The organism is Microbacterium sp. LS_15, assembly GCF_041954735.1.
Classification (GTDB): domain Bacteria; phylum Actinomycetota; class Actinomycetes; order Actinomycetales; family Microbacteriaceae; genus Microbacterium.
Genome location: NZ_JAVAYD010000001.1, coordinates 652,188 through 670,330 on the forward strand (window position 1 = coordinate 652,188; position 18,143 = coordinate 670,330).

The 18,143-nt window shown below is 69.3% G+C and carries 18 protein-coding genes; 2 read left to right on the forward strand and 16 right to left on the reverse strand.

The window, feature by feature from the left end; all coding sequences use genetic code 11:
* Positions 1 to 48 precede the first annotated feature (48 nt).
* From RAC69_RS03205 to rplU, 10 genes are all read right to left on the reverse strand, one after another.
* Positions 49 to 738 carry an SDR family oxidoreductase gene (locus tag RAC69_RS03205; RefSeq protein ID WP_375085058.1) on the reverse strand — a complete coding sequence of 230 codons (690 nt, stop codon included), beginning with the start codon at positions 736 to 738 and terminating at the stop codon, positions 49 to 51.
* Between the two features lies 1 nt (position 739).
* Entirely contained in the window at positions 740 to 1,117 is a 378-nt protein-coding gene (gene rsfS / locus RAC69_RS03210; RefSeq protein ID WP_341934158.1) for a ribosome silencing factor, read from the reverse strand.
* On the reverse strand, positions 1,117 to 2,358 hold the full coding sequence (locus RAC69_RS03215; protein ID WP_375085059.1) for a hypothetical protein: 1,242 nt from the start codon (positions 2,356 to 2,358) through the stop codon (positions 1,117 to 1,119). The genes rsfS and RAC69_RS03215 overlap by 1 nt, the downstream gene beginning before the upstream one ends.
* Positions 2,355 to 2,957, reverse strand: coding sequence for a nicotinate-nucleotide adenylyltransferase (gene nadD / locus RAC69_RS03220; protein WP_096715584.1), 603 nt, complete (start codon positions 2,955 to 2,957; stop codon positions 2,355 to 2,357). The genes RAC69_RS03215 and nadD overlap by 4 nt, the downstream gene beginning before the upstream one ends.
* Positions 2,958 to 2,963: 6 nt before the next feature.
* The gene (locus RAC69_RS03225; protein ID WP_375085061.1) at positions 2,964 to 3,188 is read right to left on the reverse strand and encodes a hypothetical protein; all 225 of its coding nucleotides are present in this window, start codon (positions 3,186 to 3,188) and stop codon (positions 2,964 to 2,966) included.
* A gap of 65 nt (positions 3,189 to 3,253) precedes the next feature.
* Positions 3,254 to 4,507 carry a glutamate-5-semialdehyde dehydrogenase gene (locus RAC69_RS03230; protein WP_375085062.1) on the reverse strand — a complete coding sequence of 418 codons (1,254 nt, stop codon included), beginning with the start codon at positions 4,505 to 4,507 and terminating at the stop codon, positions 3,254 to 3,256.
* Between the two features lie 9 nt (positions 4,508 to 4,516).
* A complete protein-coding gene (gene proB / locus RAC69_RS03235; protein ID WP_341934154.1) occupies positions 4,517 to 5,302 on the reverse strand; it encodes a glutamate 5-kinase in 786 nt (261 codons plus the stop codon).
* Complete coding sequence (gene obgE / locus RAC69_RS03240) at positions 5,299 to 6,798, reverse strand: GTPase ObgE (RefSeq protein WP_375085064.1); 1,500 nt, start codon at positions 6,796 to 6,798, stop codon at positions 5,299 to 5,301. The genes proB and obgE overlap by 4 nt, the downstream gene beginning before the upstream one ends.
* Before the next feature lie 75 nt (positions 6,799 to 6,873).
* On the reverse strand, positions 6,874 to 7,131 hold the full coding sequence (rpmA, locus tag RAC69_RS03245; protein ID WP_017202370.1) for a 50S ribosomal protein L27: 258 nt from the start codon (positions 7,129 to 7,131) through the stop codon (positions 6,874 to 6,876).
* A gap of 18 nt (positions 7,132 to 7,149) precedes the next feature.
* Positions 7,150 to 7,458: a 50S ribosomal protein L21 gene (rplU, locus tag RAC69_RS03250; RefSeq protein ID WP_179297631.1), complete on the reverse strand. Its 309-nt coding sequence runs from the start codon at positions 7,456 to 7,458 to the stop codon at positions 7,150 to 7,152.
* 212 nt (positions 7,459 to 7,670) lie between these two features.
* Between rplU and RAC69_RS03255 the strand changes: the two genes are divergently transcribed.
* Positions 7,671 to 7,940, forward strand: a complete 270-nt coding sequence (locus RAC69_RS03255) for a DUF4031 domain-containing protein (RefSeq protein ID WP_341934152.1) — start codon at positions 7,671 to 7,673, stop codon at positions 7,938 to 7,940.
* On the opposite strand, the gene RAC69_RS03260 is transcribed toward RAC69_RS03255, so the two are convergent.
* On the reverse strand, positions 7,902 to 10,370 hold the full coding sequence (locus RAC69_RS03260) for an Rne/Rng family ribonuclease (RefSeq protein WP_375085066.1): 2,469 nt from the start codon (positions 10,368 to 10,370) through the stop codon (positions 7,902 to 7,904). The two genes, RAC69_RS03255 and RAC69_RS03260, sit on opposite strands and share 39 nt — an antisense overlap.
* A gap of 290 nt (positions 10,371 to 10,660) precedes the next feature.
* Between RAC69_RS03260 and RAC69_RS03265 the strand changes: the two genes are divergently transcribed.
* Complete coding sequence (locus RAC69_RS03265; protein ID WP_375085068.1) at positions 10,661 to 11,278, forward strand: vitamin K epoxide reductase family protein; 618 nt, start codon at positions 10,661 to 10,663, stop codon at positions 11,276 to 11,278.
* Positions 11,279 to 11,341: 63 nt separating this feature from the next.
* Here RAC69_RS03265 and ndk read toward each other — a convergent pair whose 3' ends face one another.
* From ndk to RAC69_RS03290, 5 genes are all read right to left on the reverse strand, one after another.
* Complete coding sequence (gene ndk / locus RAC69_RS03270; protein ID WP_067120383.1) at positions 11,342 to 11,758, reverse strand: nucleoside-diphosphate kinase; 417 nt, start codon at positions 11,756 to 11,758, stop codon at positions 11,342 to 11,344.
* Position 11,759: 1 nt separating this feature from the next.
* Complete coding sequence (locus tag RAC69_RS03275; protein ID WP_375085070.1) at positions 11,760 to 12,182, reverse strand: DUF4233 domain-containing protein; 423 nt, start codon at positions 12,180 to 12,182, stop codon at positions 11,760 to 11,762.
* A complete protein-coding gene (locus tag RAC69_RS03280) occupies positions 12,179 to 13,531 on the reverse strand; it encodes a bifunctional folylpolyglutamate synthase/dihydrofolate synthase (RefSeq protein ID WP_375085071.1) in 1,353 nt (450 codons plus the stop codon). Before RAC69_RS03280 ends, RAC69_RS03275 begins: the two co-directional genes overlap by 4 nt.
* Positions 13,528 to 16,902, reverse strand: a complete 3,375-nt coding sequence (gene ileS / locus RAC69_RS03285) for an isoleucine--tRNA ligase (RefSeq protein ID WP_375085073.1) — start codon at positions 16,900 to 16,902, stop codon at positions 13,528 to 13,530. Before ileS ends, RAC69_RS03280 begins: the two co-directional genes overlap by 4 nt.
* Positions 16,903 to 17,257: 355 nt before the next feature.
* Positions 17,258 to 18,100, reverse strand: a complete 843-nt coding sequence (locus tag RAC69_RS03290; RefSeq protein WP_375085074.1) for a DUF559 domain-containing protein — start codon at positions 18,098 to 18,100, stop codon at positions 17,258 to 17,260.
* Positions 18,101 to 18,143 lie beyond the last annotated feature (43 nt).

The following is an 18,143-nucleotide window of genomic DNA, read 5'->3' on the forward strand; positions in this document are numbered from 1 at the left end:
GAAGAGAACCGAGCCCCTTGACAACCGCGCCGATCGACGGCAGACGGGTCAGCGAGCAGGCCGGACGGTGAGGTCTGTCAGAGCCGCGTCGGACGGCAGATCGAGCGCGGTGAGGATGGTCGTCGCGACGCTCTCCGGGGTGATGAAGCGCTCGGCGTCGTACTCCCGCCCCTCCTGCTGGTGCACGCGCTCCTGCATCGGCGTCGCCGTGCGCCCGGGGTAGATCGAGCTCACGAGCACGCCGTGCTCCGCCTCCTCCGCCCGGAGCGCGTCGGCCAGCGCGCGCAGCCCGTGCTTGGATGCCGCGTACGCGCCCCAGCCGGCATGAGCGTGCAGCCCCGCTCCGGAGTTGACGAAGATCACCCGTCCGCGCGAGACCCGCAGCACGGGCAGCAGCAGCCTGGTCAGCTCCGCCGGACCGACGAGGTTCACGGCGAGCTGCTGCTCCCACAGCGAGGGCGGCAGGTCGGCCACGGACCCGAGGTCGACGACCCCCGCGACGTGGATCAGCGAGTCGATGCGCTCGGGCAGTGGCTGCTTCGAGAACGCCCACGAGAGGCGACCGGGCTGGGCGAGATCTCCGACGAGCGCGGTCGCCCCGGGAAGCGCTGCCGTCATCTCTCGGGCGCGGCCCGCATCCCGTGCGAGCACGATCACATCGTCTCCGCGCTCCAGCAGGCGCTGTGCGACGACCGCACCGATGCCCGAACCGGCACCCGTGACGAGGTGGGTGGGCATGTCAGCTGCGGTCGGCGGGCTCGGCCAGCTCGATCGGGATGACCGGGCAGTCCTTCCACAGGCGCTCGAGTCCGTAGTAGACCCGCTCCTCCTGGTGGAAGACGTGCACGATCAGGTCGCCGAAGTCGAGCAGGACCCAACGCGCCTCGGCGCGACCCTCCCGGCGCACGCGCTTGTGTCCGGCTTCGATCAGACGGTCCTCGACCTCGTCGGCGATCGCGGCGACGTTGCGCTCGCTGTTGCCTGTGACGAGCAGGAAGATGTCGACGAGCGGCAGCGGCTCCGACACGTTCAGGGCGACGAGATCCTCGCCCCCCTTCGAGACAGCGGCCTCTGCTGCGATCTGCAGCATCTCTTCGGCGGTTTCAGGTGATTGCATCAGAAGACATTCGTGGTGATGGCGATCACGACGGCGACCCCGACCGCGAGGGCGAGACCACCCGCCACGATCGCGAGGATGATCATGAGCCGGTTGCCCTTCTCGGGCGCCGGGGGACGGATGACCTCTCCGGCGGGCTTGATGGTGCTGATCGCGGAGCTCGCCGCGATCGGAGTGGGAGAGGATGCCGGCGGCAGCTCCCCGTCGATGAGGACGGCGTCGACGTCCTTGCCGTCGGTGGTGCCGTGGGCGTGGCCCTGCGATCCGAGCCCCTTCGGCAGCTCGTAGGATCCGGTGACGAGGATCTCGCCGGTCGAGGCCACGGGACCGGACAGGGAGCCCTCGCCGGGGCTCGGTGTGAAGATCAGGGTGTTCGGAGCGCGGTGCGACCCGGTCGAGTCGCCGACCGTGAGGAGCTCGTCGAACGACGGGGCGAACGGCTTCTGCGGCTCCGGCTCATTGCCGAGCACACCGCTGCCGAAGGCCGAGTTGACAGTCGGGCGCTCCCCCTCGGGGACCACGACGTCGTCCGCGTCGTCGACGTCCGCGAGCACGTCGTCCTCCGCGTCGTCATCGTCGTCGTTCTCGGGCTCCGTCTCGACCTCGATTCCCAGGGCTGCGACGGCCGCGACGGGGTCCTCGTCGTCCTGGGGCTCGTTCGAGCCGGTGTCGGCGGGCGCCTCGTCAGGCTCCACGGATGCCGGCACGAGCGGCACGACGCCGACCGAGTCGACACTCGCGGCAGCGCTGACCGGGAGCACCGTGAGCTCCTCGTCGACCTCGTCATCGTCGTCCGACGACGAATCCTGTTCCTCGGACGGTGCGGGCGGCGCGAAGACCGGGACAGCCGTCACGACGGACTCGTCATCATTGGAAACCTGGTCGGGAGCGGCGGAGCCGGCGGCATCCTCATCGGCGGACGCGGTCTGCTCTGCGTCGGCCTGTTCCCCGTCGACGACAGGCACGGATGCCGTGCGGATGCGCTCGCGCACCTGGCGGCGGGTGAGACGCGTCTCGCCGGTGTCCTCGCCCTCGGACTCCGTCTGCTCCGGTGCCGCCGCCTGCTCCGGTGCGGCCGCCTGCTCCGGAGCCGGAGCGGGCTCGGCGGGAACTGGAGGGGTCGCCGCCGCAGCGGCTGCGGCCTCGTCGGGCGTGATGACGGGCGTGGAACCCGTCAGTCGGAGCTCCCGCAGCTGCTTTCGTGTCAGCGGGCCCTGCGCGGGCTGATCCGATGTACTCATGCCTTGCTCCGATACAGATGATGCTTCGCGATGTACTGAACGACTCCGTCGGGAACGAGATACCAGACCGGCTCCCCCTCGCGTACCCGCGCGCGGCAGGCGGTCGAGGAGATCGACAGCGCAGGCACCTCCAGCTGGCTGACGTCGTCGCTCGGGAGGCCGTCGGTGCTCAGGATGTGACCTGGGCGGGAGACCGCGACGAAGTGGGCCAGTTCCCACAGTTCATCATGGTCCCTCCAACTGAGAATTTGCGCCACGGCGTCGGCCCCGGTGATGAAGAAGAGCTCGGCATCCGGCCGCGCCTTCTTGAGATCCCGCAGCGTGTCGATCGTGTAGGTGGGCCCCTCGCGGTCGATGTCGACGCGGCTCACCGTGAACTGCGGGTTCGAGGCCGTCGCGATCACCGTCATCAGGTAGCGATGCTCGCTGGGGGTGACGTCCGACTTCTGCCAGGGGTGACCGGTGGGGACGAAGACGACCTCGTCGAGCCCGAAGGAGTGCGCGACCTCGCTCGCGGCGACGAGGTGTCCGTGGTGGATGGGGTCGAACGTTCCACCCATCACACCGATGCGCGCGGGGCGCGAGGTCGTGTCAGTCATACGGGACTAGTGGCCGTGCCCTGCCTCGTGTCCGTCCTTGCCGTGCCTGGCGGCCCAGGCCTCGGCCTTGGCCGAGTGGCGGTTGGCGACGTTCTTGTACGACAGCGTGACGAGCGCGAGGAACGCGAACACGATCGCGGCGATGACGCCGAAGATGATGGTCTCGAGAGCGACGTTTCCGTGGTGCTCGGTCTCGGCGGCGGCCATCGCGATCTGTGCGACGAGGTTCATCCTTGCTCCGTTTCGTGGCTGGCGGGTGGGCGCTCGTAGCGCCGCAGCGCCACCTAGTCTAGCCCTCAGCCGCGAGTCTGCCCCGCCCCACGCGCCAGCCACTTCGTGCTGGTCAGCTCGGCGAGTCCCATGGGGCCGCGGGTGTGCAGCTTCTGCGTCGAGATGCCGACCTCGGCGCCGAACCCGAACTCGCCGCCGTCGGTGAAGCGCGTCGATGTGTTCGCCATCACGACAGCGGAATCGACCTCGGCCAGGAACCGCTCGGCGTTGCGGGAGTCGGTCGTCACGATCGACTCGGTGTGCCCTGTGCTGTAACGACGGATGTGGTCGAGTGCGTCGTCGAGCGTGTCGACGACCTTGATGGCGATGTCGAGGCTCAGGTACTCGGTGGCCCAGTCCTCCTCGGTCGCGGGGATCACGTTCGAGACGAGGCCGGCGACGATGTCGTCACCGTGGATCGCGACGCCCTCGCTCTGCAGAGCGCTGGCGACGAGGGGCACGAGCCGGGGCGCGGCCTGACGGTGCACGAGCACGGTCTCCACCGCGTTGCAGACGCTCGGACGCTGCACCTTGGCGTTCACGACGATGTCGCGCGCCCAGTCATCGGGAGCGCTCTCGTCGAGCACGATGTGCACGTTGCCCGCCCCGGTCTCGATCACCGGCACCGTCGACTCCGTGACCACGGTCTCGATGAGCCCTGCGCTGCCACGCGGCACGAGCACGTCGATGAAGCCGCGGCCGTGCATGAGCGCCTTCGCGCCATCGCGGCCGAAGTCGTCGACCGTCTGGATCGCCTCAGGGGTGATGCCGACCCCTGCCAGGGCGTCACGCATGACCTCGACGAGCACGGTGTTCGAGTCGCGCGCGGCGCTGCCGCCACGGAGCACCGCGGCGTTGCCCGACCGGAGAGCGAGTGCCGCGATGTCGACCGTCACGTTCGGCCGGGCCTCGTAGATGGCGCCGACGACCCCGAAGGGCACGCGCACCTGCTCGAGCGCCACGCCATTCGGCATCCGATGCCCGCCGACGACCCGGCCCACCGGGTCGGGGAGGGCGGCGACCTCGCGCACGGCGGCCGCGAGGGCGGCGACCCGCTTGTCGTCGAGGCGCAGGCGGTCGATCAGCGAGTCACCGATTCCATCGGCCTGACCGCGCTCGATGTCGCGGGTGTTCGCCGCGATGATCGTCGCGGAGTTCGCCTCGAGGGCCGCCGCGATCGCTTCGAGCGCGCGGGCCTTGTCATCGCTGGTCAGCGCGGCGGTGGCGCGGGACGCCTCCTTGGCGCGCTCGAGGCGCACCTGCGGGGTCTGGTCGGTCATCCGCCCAGTCTAAGAGAGCGCCGGCTCGAACCAGGTGCCTATTTCCTCGCCTGCCAGGGCCTGTCCGACGAGGTCGGCGCTCGTCACGAGCACTCCGATGCCGGATGCCGCGGCGAGCCGCGCAGCCGAGACCTTGGTCGCCGCTCCCCCGGTGCCGACGCTGTTGACGACGGTCGATCCGAACTCGAGTCCTGAGAGGTCGGCGTCCGGAGCGACGACATCGATCGGCTCGGCCCGGGGGTCGGACGGCGGACGCGTGTACAGGGACTCGATGTCGCTCAGCAGCACCAGCGCATCGGCCTGCGTGAGTTGAGCCACGAGAGCGCCGAGCCTGTCGTTGTCGCCGAACCTGATCTCCTGCGTCGCGACGGTGTCGTTCTCGTTCACGATGGGCAGGATGCGGAGGCCGAGCAGGCGCTCCATCGCGCGACGGGCGTTGCTGCGCGACGTCGGGTTCTCCAGGTCGCCGGTGGTGAGCAGCACCTGACCGGCGACGATGTCGAACGGGCGCAGTGCCTCCTGATACCGGTACACGAGGATGTTCTGGCCGACGGCCGCGGCGGCCTGCTGAGTCGCCAGGTCGGTCGGCCGGGCGTCGAGGCGCAGGAACGGGATGCCGGTGGCGATCGCCCCCGAGGAGACGAGGATGACCTCGGCGCCGCGCCCGTGCGCGGCAGCCAGTGCCTCGACGAGCACGGGGATGCGCCACGACGCCTCCCCGCTGATCGACGACGAGCCGACCTTCACGACGATCCGCGAAGCGGTCGCGAGGTCCGCCCTCGTGCGAGCTGTCACGCGTCGTCCTCGCGCGTCGCGAGACGGCGTTCCTCCGCCTCCGCCCGGGCCACGGCCCTGGCATCCATCCGCTCGTAGTACTGCTCGCGCCGCTCCGAGGTGGTGCGACGACCGTTGGGAGCGAGACGCGGGTCGGTGCCGCGCGGTGCCGTCATGAGCTCGGCGGCCGACGACATGGTCGGCTCCCAGTCGAACACGATGCTGTCGCCCTCGCCGATCACCACGGTCGAGCCCTGCACGGCGCCGAGCCGGAAGAGCTCGTCCTCGACGCCCAGCTTCTCGAGGCGGTCGGCGAGGTACCCGACGGCCTCCTCGTTCTGGAAGTCGGTCTGCTGCACCCAGCGCACGGGCTTCTCGCCGATGATGCGGTACACGTTTCCGTAGGTGCCGCCCTCGACCCGGATCGTGAAGTCCTTCTGCGCCCCCTTGGGCTTGATCACGACGCGCTCGCGGACCGGCGCGGCTGCGGCCTGCTCGGCACGGTGCTGCTCGACGATCTCACCGAGCGCGAAGGTCAGGGGGCGGAGCCCTTCGTGCGAGACGGTGGAGATGTCGAACACGCGGAAACCACGGGCCTCCAGGTCGGGGCGCACGAGGTCGGCGAGATCACGCGCCTCGGGCACGTCGACCTTGTTCAGTGCGACGAGCTGCGGGCGCTCGAGGAGCGGTGTCTGCCCCTCCGGCACCTCGTAGGCCGCGAGCTCGGCGAGGATGACGTCGAGGTCGGAGATCGGGTCCCGACCCGGCTCGAGCGTGGCGCAGTCGAGGACGTGCAGGAGGGCGGAGCACCGCTCGACGTGGCGGAGGAACTCCAGACCCAGACCGCGCCCCTCGCTCGCTCCCTCGATGAGGCCGGGGACATCGGCGACGGTGTAGCGGAAGTCGCCCTGCTGCACGACACCGAGGTTGGGGTGCAGTGTGGTGAAGGGGTAGTCGGCGATCTTCGGGCGTGCGGCGGAGATCGCGCCGATCAGGCTCGACTTGCCGGCCGACGGGTATCCCACCAGCGCGACGTCGGCGACCGTCTTGAGCTCGAGGATGACATCGCCCTCGTGCCCGGGTGTGCCGAGGAGAGCGAAGCCCGGGGCCTTGCGCTTCGGGGTCGCGAGAGCCGCGTTGCCGAGACCGCCCTGACCGCCCTGCGCGACGACGAAGCGCTCCCCCGGCTCGATCATGTCGATCAGCACGTCGCCCGCGGAATTCTTCACGACGGTACCGACGGGCACGGGGAGGACGAGATCCTCGCCCATGAAGCCCGCGCGGTGGTCGCCCATGCCGGGGCCGCCGTTGCCGGAGCTGCGGTGGGGAGAGTGGTGGTACGAGAGCAGCGTGCCCGTCTGCGGGTCGGCGACGAGCACGATGTCGCCGCCGTCGCCGCCGTTGCCGCCGTCGGGTCCGCCGAGCGGCTTGAACTTCTCGCGGTGGACGGAGACACAGCCGTTGCCGCCCTTGCCCGCGCGCAGATGCAGCGTCACGGTGTCGACGAAGGTGACCATGTCTCTCTCCCTGCAAAAGAGAATCGGGGCGGGCCGAAGCCCGCCCCGATTCGGATGTCTACTGTCGTGCTGTGATCACTCAGCAGCGGCGACGATGTTGACGACCTTGCGGCCGCCCTTCGCGCCGAACTCGACCGCGCCGGCGGCCAGAGCGAACAGCGTGTCGTCGCCACCACGGCCGACGTTCACGCCGGGGTGGAAGTGGGTGCCGCGCTGACGGACGATGATCTCGCCGGCGAGGACCTGCTGACCGCCGAAGCGCTTGACGCCCAGTCGCTGTGCGTTGGAGTCACGACCGTTGCGGGTGGAGCTTGCGCCCTTTTTGTGTGCCATGTCCTGGTCTCCTCGGTCTTACTTGATGCCGGTGATCTTGACGCGCGTGAGCTCCTGGCGGTGGCCCTGACGCTTCTTGTAGCCGGTCTTGTTCTTGTACTTCTGGATGACGATCTTCGGACCGCGGAGGTTGCCGAGCACTTCAGCCGTGACCTTGACCTTCGCGAGCTGGTCAGCGTCGGTGGTCACCGTGGCGCCGTCGACGAGCAGCACGGCGGCCAGCTCGATCTTCTCGCCCTGAGCAGCCTGAACACGGTCGAGCTGAACGATCGTGCCGACCTCGACCTTCTCCTGCCGCCCACCGGCGCGCACTACTGCGTAAACCACTTCATACCTGTTTCGTTGGGGAGCGCGGGGCTCCGAGAATCTCACGGGAAGACTGTTGCTTGCATGCGTCGCAGGGCGACGGGTGCGACTGCAAGACTCTCCGCTCCGACCGTCGAGGACGACGCGGCATGCGCACCAAGGGACTACTTTACCGGATGCCGGACACGGAGGCAAAACGTCACGGGGTGCGTGTCCGGCTCTAGGCTGGCGAGATGACCATCCTCGTCGACGACCCCGTCTGGCCCGCCCACGGACGACTGTGGGCGCACCTGGTCAGCGACGAGAGCCTCGACGAGCTGCACGCCTTCGCGCGCGCCCAGGAACTCCCCAGCCGGGCCTTCGACCTCGACCACTACGACGTGCCGGAGGACGCGCTGCCGCGGCTCATCGCCGCCGGCGCTCAGCACGTCGGCGGCAAGGAGCTCGTCACACGGCTGATCGCGTCAGGACTCCGCGTCCGAGGACGCGACCGGACCCGCTGAGTCGGAGTTCACCGACACGGGGGTGCCTGTCAGAGCAGCGGTCGTCACACGTCGGCGTCCACGGCCCTGACCAGGTGCCTTCGGCTCCGGAAGGGCGTCGAGCACCGAGTCGAGCAACTGCTCGGCGGGCGACTTCGGCCCCTTGCGCTCCGAGCCGCGCTTCTTGCGGGGCTTCTTGGGGCGCTCCTGCGGCGCGGCAGCGGCATCCGTGCCGACCACGGTCGGAGCATCCGCGACGACGTCGACCGAAGGGGTGCGGGTCGATGCGGCGATCTGCGCCAGCGCCGACTTGGCACCCTCCGGGATGCTGTGGGTCGTCCCGGTCGCGGGCGCGGGGCTCTGGCCCTGGCCGTTGCCGCCGCGCTGACGACGGTTGTTCGACGACGCGCTGCCGTTGCCGTTCCCGTTGCCGTTCCCGTTCGAGCGGTGCTTGACGACCGGGTCGTGGTGCACGATCACACCTCGGCCGGCGCACACCTCGCAGGCCTCGCTGAACGTCTCGAGCAGGCCGAGACCGAGCTTCTTGCGGGTCATCTGCACGAGTCCGAGCGAGGTGACCTCGGCGACCTGGTGCTTCGTCCGGTCGCGGCTGAGGCACTCGATGAGGCGGCGCAGCACGAGGTCGCGGTTCGACTCGAGGACCATGTCGATGAAGTCGACGACGATGATGCCGCCGATGTCGCGCAGACGCAGCTGGCGGACGATCTCCTCGGCGGCCTCGAGGTTGTTCTTCGTGACGGTCTCCTCGAGGTTCCCGCCGGAGCCGACGAACTTGCCGGTGTTGACGTCGACCACGGTCATGGCCTCGGTCCGGTCGATCACGAGCGAGCCGCCGGACGGCAGCCACACCTTGCGGTCGAGCGCCTTCTCGATCTGCTCGGTGATGCGGAACGCGTCGAACGGGTCGACCTCGTCCTCGTAGGTCTCGACACGCTCGAGGAGGTCAGGCGCGACGCTCTCGAGGTAGGCGCGGATCGTGCGCTGTGCGTCCTCGCCCTGGATGAGCATCTTCGTGAAGTCCTCGTTGAAGACGTCGCGGACGATCTTGACCAGGAGGTCGGGCTCGGCGTGCAGCAGCGCGGGGGCCTGCTGGCTCTCGACCTGCTTGCGGATGTGCTCCCACTGCGTGGTGAGTCGCTGCACGTCGCGGGTCAGCTGCTCCTCGGTGGCCCCCTCGGCCGCCGTGCGCACGATGACGCCGGACGACTCGGGCAGCACCTCCTTGAGGATGCGCTTGAGGCGCGCGCGCTCGTTGTCGGGGAGCTTGCGGCTGATGCCGTTCATCGATCCGCCCGGCACGTACACGAGGTAGCGACCGGGGAGCGAGATCTGACTCGTCAGGCGAGCGCCCTTGTGCCCGACGGGGTCCTTCGTGACCTGCACGAGAACGCGGTCGCCGGCCTTGAGGGCGAGCTCGATGCGACGGGGCTGGTTGCCCGTCTCGACGCCGTCCCAGTCGACCTCGCCGGAGTAGAGCACGGCGTTGCGACCGCGACCGATGTCGACGAACGCCGCCTCCATGCTCGGCAGCACGTTCTGCACGCGACCGAGGTAGACGTTGCCGATCAGCGACGCGTCCTGGTTGCGGGCGACGTAGTGCTCGACGAGCACGCCGTCTTCGAGGACGCCGATCTGGGTGCGACCGTTCTTGGCCCGCACGACCATCTTCCGATCGACCGACTCGCGGCGCGCGAGGAACTCGGCCTCGGTGACCACCGGACGACGACGGCCCGCATCGCGGCCGTCACGGCGGCGCTGCTTCTTGGCCTCGAGACGCGTCGATCCCTTGATCGCCTTCGGCTCGGTGATGTACTCGACGACGCGCTGGCGCGGCTGGCGGGGCTCGTCGCGCTGGTCGCCCTCGTCCGATCCACCGCGGCGGCGGCGGCCGCGTCGACCCGACGACGACTCGTCGCCGTCGCGGTCCAGGTCTCGCTCGAAGCCGCGGTCGCGACCGGGACGGGCGGGCAGCGGCACGATCTCGGGAGCATAGAAGTGCAGACGCGTCGAGACCTGCGACACGAAGACCTCGGGGAGCAGACCCAGCGAGACCGCCGTGACCGGGGCGGGGTTCGCCGGCTCCTCGGGCTCGGACGCCTCCGGCTCGGTGGCGGCCGGAGCCTGCTCGACAGCAGGAGCGTCTTCGGCAGCGGGAGCCTCGGCGGCGGCCGGAGCCTCCTCCGCAGCGGGGCTCTCCTCCGCAGCAGGAGCCTCTTCCGCAGCCGGGGATCCCTCGGCATCCGGGGCATCCTGCGCAGCAGCTTCGTCAGCAGCGGCGGGCGCGGCATCCATCTCGACCACCGTGTCCTCGGCGGGCGTCTCCTCCGCGGGCGACTCCTCGGGAGTCTCCGCGATCACTGCGGCTGATGCGTCAGCATCCGCAGGGAAGTCGAGGGTAGGGGCGTCATGTTCATTGTTCTCGTCGGCCATCTCTGGCGTACTCCTCGCGCGGTGCACCGGGTGCTCCGCGAATTCTCATGCGGCACCGGGGTGTCGCGAACTCATTCGGTGTGCGACCGGCTCTGGGCTCTGGTCGCGAGGGGCATACGGCCCCGAAGTCTGCGTCGATGCGTGCTACGACGGGGTCGAGCGGTGCATCACAGGCCATTATCGCACCAAGTGGCCGCGAACGCGGCATCGACGGCCCCTCCCGCGCCGGAGTTCGATATTCTCCGGTCGCCTCACGCCCGATCCATAGCGATCGCTGTGATAATCCACATATGAGCGAGCAGCGCACCCGCCCCGTCGTCTACGCCGTCTGGCTGATCATCGCGAGCGTCATGGGCTGGTTCGCCGCCTTCCAGCTCACCATCGACAAGTTCATCCAGCTCGAGAATCCCGACGCCGAGCTCAGCTGCAACGTCAGCGTGATGATCCAGTGCGGCAAGAACCTCGGATCCTGGCAGGGAGAGATCTTCGGATTTCCCAACCCCCTGATCGGCCTGAGCCTCTGGATCGCTCCCCTGGTCGTCGGTGTCGCGATCCTCGCCGGTGCCCGATTCCCCCGGTGGTTCTGGGCCGCGTTCGGCGTCGGCGTCACATTCGCGTTCGGCCTCGTCTGCTGGCTGATCTGGCAGAGCCTCTACGCCCCCAACCTCGGCGTGCTGTGCCCCTGGTGCATGCTGACCTGGTCGGTCACGATCCCGACGTTCTTCGCGACCATGGTGCATCTCACCCGGAACGGCACCTTCACGAGCAATGAGAAGGTCAAGGCGCGCGCCAACAGCCTCATGGCCTGGGTGCCTCTCGCGACCGTCCTCGCGTTCGCTGTCATCATCCTTCTCGCGCAGCTGCGCGGTCTCGACCTCCTCGGCGAGGTCATCGGCATGATCCTCTGATCCACCGCCGACACGACGAAGCCCGCCGCACCCGAGGTGCGGCGGGCTTCGTCGTGCACTGACTCAGTCGAACCAGATGCCGAGCTCCCGGGCCGCGGACTCCGGGCTGTCGGAGCCGTGCACGAGGTTCTGCTGCACTTTGAGACCCCAGTCGCGCCCGAAGTCGCCGCGGATCGTCCCGGGGGCGGCGGTGGTCGGGTCGGTCGTGCCGGCGAGCGAGCGGAAGCCCTCGATCACGCGGTTGCCGGCGAGGCGGATCGCGACCGACGGGCCGGACAGCATGAACTCGAGCAGCGGCTCATAGAACGGCTTGCCCTCGTGCTCGGCATAGTGGGCGGCGAGGAGGTCGCGGTCGGGCTCGACGAGACGGATGTCGACGAGCGCGTAGCCCTTCGCTTCGATGCGCGCCAGGATCGCGCCGGTGAGGCCGCGGGCGACACCGTCGGGCTTGACGAGGACGAGGGTTTCTTCGGTGGCCATGTCATTCACTCTCTGTCTGAGTCTCGGTGGCGGATCCGTCGGGGCGTCGTGCGTCCAGGCGGGCCCCCATGATCGTCGCATACGCCCACATGCCGCCGAAAATCAGCACGACGAGCAGGATCGCCGGCACGAGGATCGCCGACAGGGCGATCACGGCCTGGATGACCCACCCTGCGGTGATCGCCCACGGCTTCGTGATGAGGCCGGCGAGGGCGATGCAGGCGAGGCCGACGACCCCGCCACCGACGATCCCCCACCACTGCGGGATGCCGGGGGGCAGCGTCTTGAGGCCGAAGATCGTGAGCCCCGCGAGGAACACCACGATCGACTCGAAGCCGAGAACGATCGGAGCGAGCTTCTGCACGAGAGTGCGAGGCGGTCGCGGCGGACGCTGCCTGCGCGCCGGGGCGGAGTCCGCGCTCACGCGCGCCACCCCGACTTCCAGTCCTCCTCCTCGGCGAGGGCGATCGCCTCGCCGGCGAGCACGACGGATCCGGCGATCACGACGGCACGCCGGTCGGACGACGCGGCCCACTCGCGAGCGGCGTCTGCCGCATCCGCCAGCGTCCGGTGCACGGTCGCGCGGTTGCCGGTCGCCTCGACGAGGTCGGCGATGCTGTCGGCGTCGCTCGCCCGGTCGGACTCCGGCGCGGTGGCGAAAACGTGCGCGGCGACCGGGGCGAGACGCGCCACGATGCCCGCGGCGTCCTTATCGGCCAGGATGCCGAGCACGACACCCCACTCGTCGAAGTCGAAGCTGTCGTCCATAGCCTGAGCGAGGGCGGCCGCACCGTGCGGGTTGTGAGCTGCGTCGACGATCACCGTAGGGGCGATGCCCAGCAGCTGGAGGCGTCCGGGCGAGGTGGCGCCCTGGAGTCCCTCCGAGACGATGTCGTCGGCGATCCGCTGCTGCGCTCCCCCGATCAGCGACTCGACGGCGGCCAGCGCGAGAGCCGCGTTGTGCCCCTGGTGCGCGCCGTACTGGGGCAGATACTCCTCGACGTGGTTCCCGGCGAGGCCGCGGATCGTGATGAGCTGACCGCCCACGGCCAGCTTCTGCTCCACGAGGCCGAAGTCATCGCCCTCGAAGGCGATCGTGGCGTTGCGCTCCCCCGCCACCCGGCGCAGCACCTCGGTCGCCGCCTCGGACTGCTGCGCCGAGACCACGGCTGCGCCCTCCTTGATGATGCCCGCCTTGACCTGCGCGATCTCGGCGATCGTGGCGCCGAGCCGGTCGGCGTGGTCGATGTCGATGGGCGCGAAGACCGCCACGTCGCCGTCGGCCGTGTTCGTCGAGTCCCACTCCCCTCCCATGCCGACCTCGAGCACCAGCACGTCGACAGGCGCGTCGGCCACCGCGACGAACGCGAGCACCGTGAGCAGCTCGAAGAAGGTGAGCGGCTCCTCGCCCGCGGCGTCGAGCTCGGCGTCGACGATGCCGACGAACGGCTCGATCTCGTCCCAGGCATCAGCTACCGCCTCGTCGGCGATGGGCTCGCCGTCGATCATGATCCGCTCGGTGAACCGCTCCAGGTGCGGGCTCGTGAAGAGCCCCGTGCGCAGCCCGTGGGCACGCAGCAGGCTCTCGATCATGCGGGCCGTCGACGTCTTGCCGTTGGTCCCGGTGATGTGCACCACGCGGTACGTGCGCTGCGGGTCGTCGAGCAGCTCGAGCACGCGAGCCGTGCGCTCCTTGCGCGGCTGCACCCAGCGTTCGCCGGCCCGGCTCAGCAGGGTCTCGTAGACGGCGTCCGCCCTGTCGCGAGCACTCATGCGTCTGCTCCCTCGCGCACCGCGGACGTGGCGTCGATCGTGACGATGATCGGACCCTTCGCAGCGCCGAGAGCTCGCGCCCCCGACCGGAAGACGCCGTCGCCCGGACTCTCGACCCCGTCGACCACGGCGTCCAGGCCGTCGGTCGCCTGCGCCGCGAACGCGATCGCGAGCGTCTCGCGCGAGATGAGGTCGGCGTGCGCGGTGAGAGCCGCCGCGTCCTCGGGCGTCGCGTTGAGGGCGAGCACGATACGGTCGCTGACGTCGAGACCCGCGTTCTTCCTGGCCTCCTGCACGACACGGATCGCATCGCGGGCGAGACCCTCGGCCTCGAGCTCGGGGGTGGTCTGCGTGTCGAGCAGCACGAAGCCGCCGCCCGGTACGAGTGCGAGAGCCTCGCCCTCCGGGCGACCAGAGGTCTCCAGCACGAGCTCGTACTCCGACGGCTCCAGCGCGATGCCGCCCGCGGTCACGACGCCATCGGCCTCCGACCAGTCGCCGGCCTTCGCGGCCTTGATCACCGTCTGCACGTTCTTGCCCAGACGCGGACCGGCCGCGCGGGCGTTGACGCTGAGTCGGTGGCTGATGCCGTAGTCCGCAGCCGTCGTCTCGGACTGCGGCACGAGCTCGACCGACTTGACGTTGAGTTCCTCGCGCAGGATGTCCTCGAACTGACCAAGTGTGTCGGCCAGGGGCGACACGACCGTGAGGCGCGCGAGCGGCAGACGGACGCGCAGCTTCTCCTTCTTGCGCAGCGCGTTGCCGACGCTCGACAGCTCGCGCACGGCATCCATCGCATCGCGGATGTCGTCCGCGGCGGGGAAGGCGTCGGCATCCGGCCAGTCCTGCAGGTGCACGCTGCGACCGCCGGTGAGCCCCTGCCAGACGCGTTCGCTCACGAGAGGCACGAGCGGTGCGGCCACACGGCACAGCGTCTCGAGAACCGTGTAGAGCGTGTCGAACGCCGCGGTCGCCGTCCCCTCCCAGAACCGGTCGCGCGAACGACGGATGTACCAGTTGGTGAGCACCTCGGCGAAGTCGCGCAGGCGGGCGGACGCCGTGGTGGAGTCGAGACCCTCGAGGTCGGCCCGTACATCGCGCACGAGGTCGCCCAGGCGGGCGAGGATGTACCGGTCGAGCACGTCGGTGGAGTCGGTGCGGTACGACGCCTCGTACCCGCCGTCCTTCGCCGCGTTGGCGTAGGTGGCGAAGAAGTACCAGGAGTTCCACAGCGGCAGGAGGAACTCGCGCACTCCGGCGCGGATGCCCTCCTCCGTCACGGCGAGGTTGCCGCCGCGCAGGACCGAGCTCGACATGAGGAACCAGCGCATCGCGTCCGAGCCGTCGCGGTCGAGCACCTCCGACACGTCCGGGTAGTTGCGCAGCGACTTCGACATCTTGTAACCGTCGCTGCCGAGAACGATGCCGTGGCAGCTGACGCCCGTGAACGCCGGGCGGTCGAACAGCGCGGTCGACAGCACGTGCATGACGTAGAACCAGCCGCGGGTCTGACCGATGTACTCGACGATGAAATCAGCCGGTGCGTGCGAGTCGAACCACTCCTGGTTCTCGAACGGATAGTGCACCTGGGCGTACGGCATCGAGCCCGAGTCGAACCACACGTCGAAGACGTCCTCGATGCGGCGCATCGTGCTCTTCCCGGTGGGGTCGTCGGGGTTCGGCCGGGTGAGATCGTCGATGTACGGCCTGTGCAGGTCGACCTCGCCCTCCGGGTTGCGCGGCAGCGTGCCGAAGTCGCGCTCCAGCTCTTCGAGGGAGCCGTAGGTGTCGACGCGCGGGTACTCGGGGTCGTCGCTCTTCCACACCGGGATGGGCGAACCCCAGTATCGGTTGCGGCTGATCGACCAGTCGCGCGCCCCCTCGAGCCACTTGCCGAACTGGCCGTGCTTCACGTTCTCCGGCACCCAGGTGATCGGCTCGTTGTTCGCGAGCAGATCGTCCTTGATGTCGGTGACGCGGATGAACCAGCTCGACACGGCCTTGTAGATCAGGGGGTTCCGGCAGCGCCAGCAGTGCGGGTAGGAGTGCACGTAGCTCTGCTCGCGCAGCAGCCGGCCCTCGCCGCGCAGGAGGCGGATGAGCGGCGTGTTCGCGTCCATCCACAGCTGCCCCGCGACATCGGTGACGTTCGGCAGGAACCGGCCGCCGTCGTCGAGCGACAGGATCGTCGGGATGCCGGCGGCACCGGCGACGCGCTGGTCGTCCTCACCGTAGGCAGGGGCCTGGTGCACGATGCCGGTGCCGTCGCTGACCGTGACGTAGTCGTCGACGAGGATGCGCCACGCGCTCTCGGTGCCGTAGGTCTCGGCATCCGCGTAGTAGTCGAAGAGGCGGTCGTAGGTCACGTCCTGCAGCTCGGCTCCCCGCACCGTCTGGTCGACCGCGGCGAGCGCGTCGTCCGCGCTCTCGTAGCCGAGGTCCTTCGCGTAGCCGGCGAGCAGCTCGCGGGCGAGCAGGTAGCGGTGGGCCGAGGCCTCGACCGCGGCATCCTCGGTCCCTGCGGCGGCGTGCACGTCGGCGGCACCACCGGGACCCGCGGGGAGCACGACGTACTCGATGTCGGGTCCCACGGCGAGCGCGAGGTTGGTCGGGAGCGTCCAGGGCGTGGTCGTCCAGGCGAGGGCGCGCACGGCGGTCAGACCCAGAGCCTCGGCCTTGGCGCCCGTGAGCGGGAACGTGACAGTCACCGACGGGTCCTGACGGTTCTGGTAGACGTCGTCGTCCATGCGCAGCTCGTGCGCCGACAGGGGCGTCTCGTCGCGCCAGCAGTACGGCAGCACGCGGTACCCCTCGTAGGCGAGACCCTTGTCGTAGAGGGTCTTGAACGCCCAGAGCACGCTCTCCATGTAGCCGAGGTCGAGCGTCTTGTAGCCGCGCTCGAAGTCGACCCAGCGCGCCTGGCGCGTGACGTAGTCCTGCCACTCGTGCGTGTACTTCAGCACCGAGGAGCGCGCCTTCTCGTTGAAGACGTCGATGCCCATGGCCTCGATCTCGCTCTTCTCGGTGATGCCGAGCTGCTTCATCGCCTCGAGCTCGGCGGGCAGTCCGTGGGTGTCCCAGCCGAAGACGCGGTCGACCTTCTTGCCCAGCATGGTCTGGAACCGCGGGAACAGGTCCTTGGCGTAGCCCGTCAGCAGGTGGCCGTAGTGCGGGAGGCCGTTGGCGAACGGCGGTCCGTCGTAGAACACCCACTCGTCCGCGCCTTCACGCTGCTCGATCGAGGCGCGGAACGTGTCGTCCTGCTTCCAAAACTCGAGCACATCCTGCTCAATCTCGGGGAAGCGCGGGCTCGGGGCGACGGAGGCAGCCTGGTCGGCGGCGGGGCCGAAGGAGGAACGCGGGTAGGTCATGTCGTCTCGCAGGAGTCGTGGCGGATGCTGCTGCGAGGACGACCCTCCGGATTCACTCCCCGGATGGACCGCGGTACCACCTCGCGTGCCGCGCCTCACGGCGGGACCACTCTCACTGCGGCTGTGACGGGCCTGCCCCGCTCGGTTCTACTTGCTCCGACCTGCGCTGAGCCTGTCGAAGTGTTCTTCCGAGAGCTCCCCGGTGATGGCCGGATCGATGCTCGTGCCTCCATTGTACGCGGGGCCCGGGGCCTCCGGCATCCGCGCTGCCCTCGGCTCGGCCTTTCACTCCTGCCTCGGCCAGATACCGCGGGTCGGGCCGAGGCGGACTCATATGGCCGAGCGGAGCGACGGTTCACCGAGACCGATGCAGCCCCTGCGCCACCGCGCGCATGATGAGATCCTGCACAGTGGGCCAGTCGAACATCACCTGGGTGTAGGAGACGCGGATGACGTGGAACCCCATGAGACGAAGATCCGCGTCGTGCCGGATGTCCTCGCTGCGCTGAGCACCGACGTGGTGTGCCCCGTCGATCTGGACGACGAGACGGTCGCCGATGAGCGTGTCGACGCGGTGTCCAGCGATCCATATCTGTACGCGAATGCGCTCGCGGAGCCATCGCAGACGAAGGCGCAGGTACGTTTCGAGCCCGGCATCCGCGAAGGGCGAGGCGTGTGCGAGGAGTTCGCGGGCGGCCGGTTTCCACGCGTAGTTCTTCAGCGCATCGAGCGTCACGAGGGACTTGTTGAGCGCCGACTCCCATGTCGCGAGAGCCTGTTCGAACGGCTCGCATTCGGCGATATGCGCGAGCACGTTCTCGATCGGATCGACGAGCGCGTCCGGATGCCGGGGAATCAGCGGGCTGCCCCAGTGCACTCTGGCCGGTATACGACGCCCTCCCTCCGCGTTCGCGCCGACCGCGACATGAGGAGGGCCGCTCGAGTCGTGAATCCAGAGACCCAGGCGCTTCGCCTGTGAACGACACGTGAGCACCGCGCCGTGGGTGGCAGCGAAGAGCAACAACGGCTCGGTCGACGGCAGCGCCAACCACCCGCGCCGCGGTCGTACGACTGCACCGGTCTCGACGGCGGAGCGGATATCGCGCGGAGTGAATCCGCGACCCTGCAACGCGCGCGTGCGGAGGACGCCGTCGCCACGACTCAGCGCCTCGACCACGGTGCCGACGTTTCTTCGCATCAGCTCAGTCTGGAGGCGTGCAGCTACCGCCGACGTACTCGAT

Excerpts from the sequence above, each read along its gene's own strand:
- rsfS (WP_341934158.1), bottom strand. The coding sequence starts at position 1,117 with ATGCAATCACCTGAAACCGCCGAAGAGATGCTGCAGATCGCAGCAGAG.
- nadD (WP_096715584.1), bottom strand. The coding sequence starts at position 2,957 with ATGACTGACACGACCTCGCGCCCCGCGCGCATCGGTGTGATGGGTGGA.
- obgE (WP_375085064.1), bottom strand. The coding sequence starts at position 6,798 with ATGGTCACCTTCGTCGACACCGTGACGCTGCATCTGCGCGCGGGCAAG.
- RAC69_RS03290 (WP_375085074.1), bottom strand. The coding sequence starts at position 18,100 with ATGCGAAGAAACGTCGGCACCGTGGTCGAGGCGCTGAGTCGTGGCGAC.
- RAC69_RS03215 (WP_375085059.1), bottom strand. The coding sequence starts at position 2,358 with ATGAGTACATCGGATCAGCCCGCGCAGGGCCCGCTGACACGAAAGCAG.
- RAC69_RS03255 (WP_341934152.1), top strand. The coding sequence starts at position 7,671 with ATGACCATCCTCGTCGACGACCCCGTCTGGCCCGCCCACGGACGACTG.
- rpmA (WP_017202370.1), bottom strand. The coding sequence starts at position 7,131 with ATGGCACACAAAAAGGGCGCAAGCTCCACCCGCAACGGTCGTGACTCC.
- ndk (WP_067120383.1), bottom strand. The coding sequence starts at position 11,758 with ATGGCCACCGAAGAAACCCTCGTCCTCGTCAAGCCCGACGGTGTCGCC.
- RAC69_RS03205 (WP_375085058.1), bottom strand. The coding sequence starts at position 738 with ATGCCCACCCACCTCGTCACGGGTGCCGGTTCGGGCATCGGTGCGGTC.
- RAC69_RS03280 (WP_375085071.1), bottom strand. The coding sequence starts at position 13,531 with ATGAGTGCTCGCGACAGGGCGGACGCCGTCTACGAGACCCTGCTGAGC.
- RAC69_RS03230 (WP_375085062.1), bottom strand. The coding sequence starts at position 4,507 with ATGACCGACCAGACCCCGCAGGTGCGCCTCGAGCGCGCCAAGGAGGCG.
- RAC69_RS03260 (WP_375085066.1), bottom strand. The coding sequence starts at position 10,370 with ATGGCCGACGAGAACAATGAACATGACGCCCCTACCCTCGACTTCCCT.
- RAC69_RS03225 (WP_375085061.1), bottom strand. The coding sequence starts at position 3,188 with ATGAACCTCGTCGCACAGATCGCGATGGCCGCCGCCGAGACCGAGCAC.
- RAC69_RS03265 (WP_375085068.1), top strand. The coding sequence starts at position 10,661 with ATGAGCGAGCAGCGCACCCGCCCCGTCGTCTACGCCGTCTGGCTGATC.
- ileS (WP_375085073.1), bottom strand. The coding sequence starts at position 16,902 with ATGACCTACCCGCGTTCCTCCTTCGGCCCCGCCGCCGACCAGGCTGCC.